Source organism: Pseudomonas agronomica (assembly GCF_025917275.1).
Lineage (GTDB): Bacteria > Pseudomonadota > Gammaproteobacteria > Pseudomonadales > Pseudomonadaceae > Aquipseudomonas > Aquipseudomonas agronomica.
Genome location: NZ_JAOSHO010000206.1, coordinates 1 through 8660, shown reverse-complemented (window position 1 = coordinate 8660; position 8660 = coordinate 1). Strand labels below are relative to the sequence as shown.

8 protein-coding genes and 1 pseudogene are annotated in these 8660 nt (G+C 59.7%); 5 read left to right on the top strand and 4 right to left on the bottom strand.

Annotation, left to right across the window (positions count from 1 at the left end; all coding sequences use genetic code 11):
* The 5 genes from OC610_RS15675 to OC610_RS15655 all read left to right on the top strand — a co-directional run.
* On the top strand, positions 1-201 hold a 201-nt coding region (locus tag OC610_RS15675), incomplete at its 5' end, for a di-heme oxidoredictase family protein (protein ID WP_332880476.1).
* Positions 202-229: 28 nt separating this feature from the next.
* On the top strand, positions 230-1294 hold the full coding sequence (locus OC610_RS15670; RefSeq protein WP_264428884.1) for an imelysin family protein: 1065 nt from the start codon (positions 230-232) through the stop codon (positions 1292-1294).
* A 2-nt stretch (positions 1295-1296) separates the two neighbouring features.
* Positions 1297-2394 (top strand): DUF1513 domain-containing protein, encoded by a 1098-nt coding sequence (locus OC610_RS15665; protein WP_264428882.1) that lies wholly within the window; start codon positions 1297-1299, stop codon positions 2392-2394.
* A 131-nt stretch (positions 2395-2525) separates the two neighbouring features.
* Positions 2526-3674, top strand: coding sequence for an efflux RND transporter periplasmic adaptor subunit (locus OC610_RS15660; protein WP_264428879.1), 1149 nt, complete (start codon positions 2526-2528; stop codon positions 3672-3674).
* Between the two features lie 13 nt (positions 3675-3687).
* On the top strand, positions 3688-6714 hold the full coding sequence (locus OC610_RS15655) for a multidrug efflux RND transporter permease subunit (RefSeq protein WP_264428878.1): 3027 nt from the start codon (positions 3688-3690) through the stop codon (positions 6712-6714).
* A gap of 66 nt (positions 6715-6780) precedes the next feature.
* On the opposite strand, the gene OC610_RS15650 is transcribed toward OC610_RS15655, so the two are convergent.
* The 4 genes and pseudogenes from OC610_RS15650 to OC610_RS15635 form a co-directional block, all read right to left on the bottom strand.
* On the bottom strand, positions 6781-7020 hold the full coding sequence (locus OC610_RS15650) for a hypothetical protein (RefSeq protein WP_264428877.1): 240 nt from the start codon (positions 7018-7020) through the stop codon (positions 6781-6783).
* A gap of 2 nt (positions 7021-7022) precedes the next feature.
* On the bottom strand, positions 7023-7730 hold the full coding sequence (locus OC610_RS15645) for a lipopolysaccharide kinase InaA family protein (protein WP_264428875.1): 708 nt from the start codon (positions 7728-7730) through the stop codon (positions 7023-7025).
* 5 nt (positions 7731-7735) lie between these two features.
* The gene (locus tag OC610_RS15640; RefSeq protein WP_264428885.1) at positions 7736-8404 is read right to left on the bottom strand and encodes a class I SAM-dependent methyltransferase; all 669 of its coding nucleotides are present in this window, start codon (positions 8402-8404) and stop codon (positions 7736-7738) included.
* A 113-nt stretch (positions 8405-8517) separates the two neighbouring features.
* A pseudogene (locus OC610_RS15635) lies at positions 8518-8660 on the bottom strand (two-component sensor histidine kinase); the annotation flags it as partial.

Below are 8660 nucleotides of genomic sequence, written 5' to 3'. Positions count from 1 at the left end.
TGGCGGACCCCGCCGCTGTGGGGCATCGGCCTGACCGAAACCGTCAGCGGTCATACCCAGTTCCTGCACGACGGTCGCGCCCGCAACCTGCTCGAGGCCGTGCTCTGGCATGGCGGCGAAGCCCAGGCGGCACAGCGACAGGTTTTAGCATTCAACGCCGAGCAGCGCGCTGCGCTGTTGGCTTTCCTGAATTCCCTTTAAACGTCATTTCCTGAAACGGGAGTCCGACATGTTCCGTCCCAAGCTGTTGTTCACCAGCCTCGCCGCCCTCGCCCTCGGCGCCTGCTCGCCCCAGGATCCGCAAGCGGTCACGTCGGCCGCCATTGCCAAGCAAGTGATCCTGCCGACCTACAGCCGCTGGGTCGAGGCCGACCGGCAACTGGCGACCAGTGCCCTGGCGTTCTGCCAAGGCAAGGAAAACCTGGAGACCGCCCGTGCCGACTTCCTCAAGGCACAAAAAGCCTGGGCCGAACTGCAACCGTTGCTGATCGGTCCATTGGCCGAGGGCAACCGTGCCTGGCAAGTGCAGTTCTGGCCGGACAAGAAAAACCTGGTGGGCCGTCAGGTCGAGCAACTGGTCAACAGCGAGCCACAGATCGACGCCGCCGGCCTGGCCAAGTCCAGTGTCGTCGTGCAAGGGCTCTCGGCTTACGAGTACCTGCTGTTCGACGCCAAGATCGACATGGCCGACAGCGCCCAGAAAGCCAAGTATTGCCCGCTGCTCACTGCCATCGGCGAACGCCAGAAGCAACTGGCCGAAGAGATCCTGTCCCGTTGGAATACCAACGACGGCATGCTGGCTCAGATGAGCAAGTTTCCTAACCAGCGCTACGCCGATTCCCACGAGGCAATCGCCGATCTACTGCGGGTCCAGGTCACGGCCCTGGACACCTTGAAGAAAAAACTCGGCACGCCAATGGGTCGCCAGAGCAAGGGCGTACCACAACCATTCCAGGCCGATGCCTGGCGCAGCCAATCTTCGCTGCAAGGCCTGGAAGCCAGCCTGAGTGCCGCCAGGACCGTGTGGGTCGGCGTGGACAACAAAGGCCTGCGCGGTCTGTTGCCAAGCGAGCAGAAGCCGTTGGCGGACAAGATCGATGCCGCCTACGACGCCTCGTTGAAACTGTTCGCCAGCACCCAGCGCTCGCTGACCGACATGCTCAACGACGACGCCGGGCGCCAGCAACTCAACGATTTGTACGACAGCCTCAACGTCGTCCACCGCCTGCACGAAGGCGAACTGGCCAAGGCGCTGGGCATCCAACTGGGCTTCAACGCCAACGACGGTGACTGATCATGTTTCGACGTCAGGCTCTGGCACTCGGCAGCTTGCTGCTGGGTGCCGTTACCCTGGGCGGCTGGACGCTGTTCAAGCAAAAGGACAAGAGTCCGCTACTGCTTTCGGCACGGGACGATGGCGATGGCAATCACTTCGCTGTCGGCTATCGACTGGACGGCACCCGGGTGTTCGCTACCCAGGTCGGCCAGCGTTGCCATGACATCATCAATCATCCGACGCTGCCGATCGCATTGTTTGTCGCCCGTCGCCCAGGCACCGAAAGCTACCTGATCGACCTGCGCGACGGGACGTTGTTGCAGACCATTGCCTCGTTGCCGAACCGACACTTCTACGGTCATGCGGTGATCCACAAGAGCGGCGAGTGGTTGTACGCCACAGAGAACGACACCAGCGATCCGGGACGTGGCCTGCTGGGCGTGTACCGTTTTGAAGGCGAGCGGCTGGTCCACAGCGGCGAAATCTCCACGCACGGGATCGGTCCCCATCAAGTGTCTTGGATGCCCGACGGCGAGACATTGGTCGTCGCCAACGGCGGCATTCGCACCGAGGCCGAAAGTCGCGTCGACATGAACCTTGATGCCATGGAGCCGAGCCTGGTGTTGATGCAGCGCGATGGCACGTTGCTGAGCAAGGAAACCCTCGCCCAGCAGATGAACAGCGTGCGTCACTTGGGCATCGCCAGCGACGGGACCATCGTCTCCGGCCAGCAATTCATGGGCGCCGCACACGAGCCGTCGGAACTGTTGGCAATCAAGCGACCGGGCCAACCCTTCCAGGCCTTCCCCGTGCCCGAACACCAGTTGCAGGCCATGGGGCACTACACCGCCAGCGTGGCCGTGCACAGCGAATTGCGCCTGGTGGCGTTGACAGCGCCACGGGGCAATCGCTTTTTCATCTGGGACCTGGACAGCGGCGAAGTTCGCCTGGACGCGCCCCTGCCAGATTGCGCCGGGGTTGGCGCGGTGGCCGACGGTTTTGTCGTGACGTCGGGCCAGGGGCGTTGCCGCTACTACGATTGCCGGCAGTCGCAACTGGTTGCAAAACCGCTGGACCTACCGGCGGGGCTCTGGGACAACCATCTACATCTGGCCTGATCATCAGGCCTCGGAGTTCAAGAAAAATCCTTACACATTACGGAAAACATCGTTTGGAATCCCTCGGGCACTGAGAGTAATGTGCCCGCCTATCGGTATTTTCTCTCAGTTCTTTTCCAAGGAAGTGGAACATGCTGCGACGCCGCATGCTGATCATGTTGGGTGTTGTCCTGCTGGTGGTGCTGTTACTGGCAGGCTACAAGGCTTTCTCCATCTACAAGCAAATCCAGACGTTTTCAACGCCGACGCCCCCCGTCAGCGTTGCCGTGGCCAAGGCCACCGAGCAACCCTGGCAGTCTCGCCTGCCCACCGTCGGCAGCCTGAAGGCCTTGCAAGGCGTTGACCTGAGCCTGGAGATCGCCGGCACGGTGCAAAAGCTGCAGTTCGAATCGGGGCAAAAGGTCAAGGCCGGCCAACCGCTCCTGCAACTGGACAGCGAAGTCGAAAGCGCCCTGCTGGAAACCGCCCAGGCCGACCTTGGCCTGTCGCAGCTGGATTTCGGTCGGGGTCGACAACTGGTCGGCAGCCAGGCGATTTCCAAAGGCGAGTTCGATCGGCTTGCGGCCCAGTTGAAGAAGAACCAGGCCACGGTCAACCAGCTCAAGGCATCGCTGGCGAAGAAACATATCGTCGCGCCGTTCAGCGGCACCATCGGCATTCGTCAGGTGGACGTTGGCGACTATCTGGCCAGCGGCACGGTGATCGCCACTTTGCAGGACCTCAGTAGCCTGTACGTGGATTTCTACGTTCCCGAACAGGCGGTGCCCCGGCTGGCTGTTGCCCAACCGGTCAATGTCAGCGTCTCGGCCTATCCCGGCCAGACGTTCGTCGGTGCCATCGGCGCCATCAACCCCAAGGTCGAGGACACCACCCGCAACGTGCTGGTGCGCGCCACCCTCGCCAACCCCGATGGCAAGTTGCTGCCCGGCATGTTCGCCAACCTGCAGGTCGTATTGCCAGACGTCGCCGCCGGCATCGTCGTTCCGGAGAGCGCGGTGACCTATACGCTCTATGGCAACTCGATGTACGTCGTGACCCAGAAGAAAGCCGCCGATGGCAGCGTCGAGAAAGATGACAAAGGCCAGCCTGTCCTGATCGCCGAACGGCGCTTCGTCGAGACGGGTGAGCGTCGCGACGGGCAAGTCCTGGTGACCAAGGGCGTGCACAGCGGTGAAGAAGTGGTGATTGCCGGCCAGCTCAAGCTCGACAACGGAACGTCCATCGCCATCAGCGACGACAAGACCCTGACCGAACAGAACAGCCTGCCGCGCGCGGACTGATCAAGGAATCCCCATGGCTTTTACCGATCCGTTCATCCGCCGTCCGGTGCTCGCCACCGTGGTCAGCCTGTTGATCGTGCTGCTGGGCTTCCAGGCCTGGAGCAAACTGCCCCTGCGTCAGTATCCGCAGATGGAAAACGCCCTGATCACGGTGACCACCGCGTACCCCGGGGCCAACGCAGAGACCATCCAGGGCTATATCACCCAGCCGATGCAACAAAGCCTGGCCAGTGCCGAAGGCATCGACTACATGACCTCGGTCAGCCGGCAGAATTTCTCGGTGATCTCGGTCTATGCCCGCATCGGCTCCAACAGCGACCGGCTCTTCACCGAACTGCTGGCCAAGGCCAACGAGGTCAAGAACCAGTTGCCCCAGGACGCCGAGGACCCGGTGCTTAGCCGAGAAGCAGCCGATGCTTCGGCGCTCATGTACATCAGCTTCTTCAGCAAGGAGTTGAACAATCCGCAGATCACCGACTACCTGTCACGGGTCATCCAGCCGAAACTGGCGACCCTGCCCGGCATGGCTGAGGCGGAGATCCTTGGCAACCAGGTCTTTGCCATGCGCCTCTGGCTGGACCCGGTCAAGCTCGCAGGCTTTGGGCTGACGGCTGCCGACGTGACCAATGCCGTGCGCCAGCAGAACTTCCTTTCCGCTGCCGGTGAAGTGAAAGGCGAATACGTCGTTACCAGCATCAACGCCAACACCGAACTCAAGTCCGCCGAGGCGTTCGCCGCGATCCCCCTCAAGACCGCCGGGGATAGCCGCGTGTTGTTGCGGGACGTCGCTCGGGTGGAAATGGGTGCCGAAAACTACGACACCATCAGCTCCTTTGGCGGCACGCCTTCGGTATACATCGGGATCAAGGCCACGCCCGGCGCGAACCCACTGGACGTGATCAAGGAAGTGCGCAAGATCATGCCGGAGATGGAAGCCCAGCTTCCGACCAACCTCAAGGCCGAGATCGCCTATGACGCCACGTTGTTCATCCAGGCCTCCATTGACGAAGTGGTGAAGACCCTGTTCGAGGCGGTCCTGATCGTCATCGTCGTGGTCTTCCTGTTCCTCGGCGCCTTGCGCTCGGTGCTCATCCCGGTCGTGACCATTCCACTGTCGATGATCGGCGTCATGTTCTTCATGCAGTTGATGGGCTACTCCATGAACCTGCTGACGCTGCTGGCCATGGTGCTCGCCATCGGCCTGGTGGTGGACGATGCCATCGTGGTGGTGGAAAACATCCACCGGCATATCGAGGAAGGCAAGACGCCATTCGATGCCGCCATTGAAGGCGCGCGGGAAATAGCCATGCCGGTGGTCTCGATGACGATCACCCTCGCGGCGGTGTATGCGCCAATCGGCCTGCTTGAAGGCCTGACGGGGGCATTGTTCAAGGAGTTCGCCTTGACCCTGGCTGGCGCAGTGGTCATTTCAGGCATCGTCGCGCTGACCCTGTCACCGATGATGTGCGCGATGCTCCTGCGCCATGACGAGAATCCCTCGGGGCTGGCCCATCGGCTGGACGTGATTTTCGAACGCCTGAAAAAACGTTATCAAGGCATGCTCCATGGCACGCTCGACAGTCGCCCCGTGGTGCTGGTATTCGCACTGATCGTGCTGTTGCTCATTCCCGTGCTGATCATGTTCACCAAGTCCGAGCTGGCGCCCGACGAGGACCAAGGCATCATCTTCATGATGGCCAACGCGCCGAAGACGACCAACCTCGATTACCTGAACGCCTACACCGATCACTTCATCACGATCTTCAAGGAGTTCCCCGAGTACTACTCCTCTTTCCAGATCAACGGCTATAACGGCGTCCAGTCAGGCATCGGCGGCTTCTTGCTCAAACCCTGGAACGAACGCAGCCGCACCCAGATGCAAATCCTGCCCGAGGTCCAGGCCAAGCTGGAAAGCATCCCGGGCCTGCAGATCTTCGGTTTCAACCTGCCCTCGCTGCCGGGTACCGGCGAAGGCTTGCCCTTCGAGTTCGTCATCAATTCGCCGAAGGACTACACGACGCTGCTGCAGATTGCCGAACGGGTCAAGAAACGTGCTCTGGAGTCCGGAAAATTCGCTTTCATGGACATCGACCTGGCCTTTGACAAACCCGAAGTCGTGGTGGATATCGATCGCGCCAAGGCCGCCCAGATGGGCGTGTCGATGCAGGACCTGGGCGGAACCCTGGCAACACTGCTGGGTGAGTCCGAGATAAACCGCTTCACCCTCGAAGGGCGCAGCTACAAAGTGATTGCCCAGGTCGAACGACCGTTCCGGGACAATCCGGACTGGCTGAACAATTACTACGTAAAGAATGCCCAGGGCGAATCGCTCCCGCTGTCAACGTTGATCAAGGTCAGCGACCGGGCACGACCGCGCCAATTGAACCAGTTCCAGCAACTCAATGCCGTGACGATTTCAGGCTTTCCAACCGTGAGCATGGGCGAGGCCATTGAAACCGTCCGCCAGATCGCACATGAGGAGGCTCCGGTGGGGTTCGCCTTCGATTACGCCGGAGCTTCGCGCCAATTCGTACAGGAAGGCAGTGCACTGTGGGTGACCTTTGGCCTGGCGCTGGCGATTATTTTCCTGGTGTTGGCCGCGCAGTTCGAGAGTTTCCGGGATCCATTGGTCATCCTGGTCACGGTGCCCCTATCCATTTGCGGCGCGCTGATTCCGCTGTTCCTCGGCTGGTCGAGCATGAACATCTACACCCAGGTCGGGCTGGTGACGCTGATTGGACTGATCAGCAAGCACGGTATCCTGATCGTCGAGTTCGCCAACCAACTGCGCAAGGAACAAGGCCTGAGCCCGCGCGATGCCGTTGAGCAGGCCGCGTCGATACGACTGCGGCCCGTACTGATGACCACTGCCGCCATGGTATTCGGCATGGTGCCGTTGATCCTGGCCACCGGCGCCGGTGCAGTCAGCCGCTTCGACATAGGCACGGTGATTGCCACCGGCATGTCGATCGGCACATTGTTCACGTTGTTCGTATTGCCTTGTGTCTACACGCTGCTGGCCAAAGCCGACAAGCACTGAGACGTATTGTCCGTGCAAAAAACAAAGGCCTCGCAAATGCGAGGCCTTTGTTTTTGTTCAAGATGCTCAGCTCTGGGGCTTCATACCCTGGGACAGGCCAAACATGAACAGCAACAGATCGTTATCCGGTCGGATCACATCCGTCGCCTTGGCGACTCGAGGCAAAGGGCAATGCGCACCCACAGTGGAAGTACTGTTGGAGGCGCTGAGGATCTGTGATCGCGGCTGCTCCCATACCGCTACCGCCATTGACGCAACTGCCAGGGCTCCGACTAGAAACAAACCTCTAGCAATTTCTAGTTTCATCGCTATAAACCTTTGATAGCGCTGCCAAACGCCGTCTCATAAAAGTAGACCAGTTTTTTCCAGTCTGAATCAGGAAACGACGAATGGCGCCGCAGTTGCTTCATGTCATGGGAAGCAGCGCTTCGGGCAGTCAGGCGTTGTCGGCATTTCTCGAAATCCAGCAGCGCGACTTCGGCTTTCGCCGACTCGCCTTCTCCGGTCACGCGGACAAACACATGCTTGATGTAGAGGCATCCATGTTGCCAGCGGCCCTTGTGCATACGGGCCAGGTTTTCAGCCAACGACTGGAGAATATGGTCATGCACCGCTTCGCCATGACGTTCGCGTCCGCCTCCGGCATACCAATGTTCGATTTCCTGGAAGCCATCCAGCGCGTGGGTCACCAATAGCGCCCGCCACTTGTGCACCGGGTCTCTTTGCGCGCCACAGAAAAAAATCTGCGGCACCGTGACGTTGAGTTCGCTCAGTGCCGACAAGGCGCGCTGCTCACGCAGCACGGTCGGGCGACCAAACGGGTGCAGAAGGCTGCGGTAGATGTGGCCTGTCTGGCGCTTGGCATACAGCAGCTCGCCATTATCGCTGATCCGCTGTACACCGCTTTCGCCGCCACGGCGCGTATTGGGTTCTTCCACCCACTCACCGCGCTGATTCCAAAAATGATCAAAGCAACTACGAGAAGCCATAGGCGCTTCTGCTGCCTCTACTGCCATGCCCGTTACCCCTTGCGTAATACATAAACTCGCCACATGGCATAGAACGGTAGGAAATCCAATCGTTCCTGGATTCGAAACCCGGCCTGCCGAAATTCGTCCTCTACTGTAGCAGCAGGTAACACAAATCGGTTTTGGTAGCCTTTCTGCCCACGCTTTCGCTCAGCTTGTTTGCGCTTCCAGGCTTTGAAATTGCCATCGACCCACAGTGAAACGATCACGCTGTCCCGGCTGACACGCTCGAATTCCCGCAAAATCGCCAGTCGGTGCGCGGCTTCCCCGATGTGGTGAAGCAGGCGCATACAAAAAATGCTGTCAACGGCGTTATCAGGCAAGGCAATGTCGAACGCAGAAGTGTGCAAGGGTTGTACCCGTTTCACGACATCGGCGGGCTGAACACTCATTGCGGTCTGGACCATGGCTTCGGAATTGTCCGCGCCGATGATGGCCCGGTTGGGTTTTTCGGCCAGCAATGGCCAGAAACGCCCCGCACCGCAAGGCAGATCCAGTACCAGGCCTGGATCACCCGCCAAGGCCAGGGCACGACGGGCCAGTTGCTGGTCGCGTTGGTTCGAAAGACGGCGGCTCAAGCCGCTACGATGCTTGAGAAAATACTGCTTGGCGTGCTGCTCGTCGTATTTTTCAGAAAAATCCAGCTTGACGGTCTTTGACATAGGGGGGCACTCCTTTACGAATGCCCCTACCTTATGAACCGGCATGTCATCTCTTTGTGAAAAATCCGTCACGCAAACTGACGAATCGTTTCAAGATTTTTCAAGCGTAGATATCAACCCTTCGGATTCAGATCCACCTCGAAACGGCAGCCGTTGGGTTCCATCGTGCTGAGGCTGACTGTCCAACCCTGGTTTTCACAGATTCGTTGCACCAATGACAGCCCGAGCCCCAGCCCTTCGCCACGCTTTTCATTAC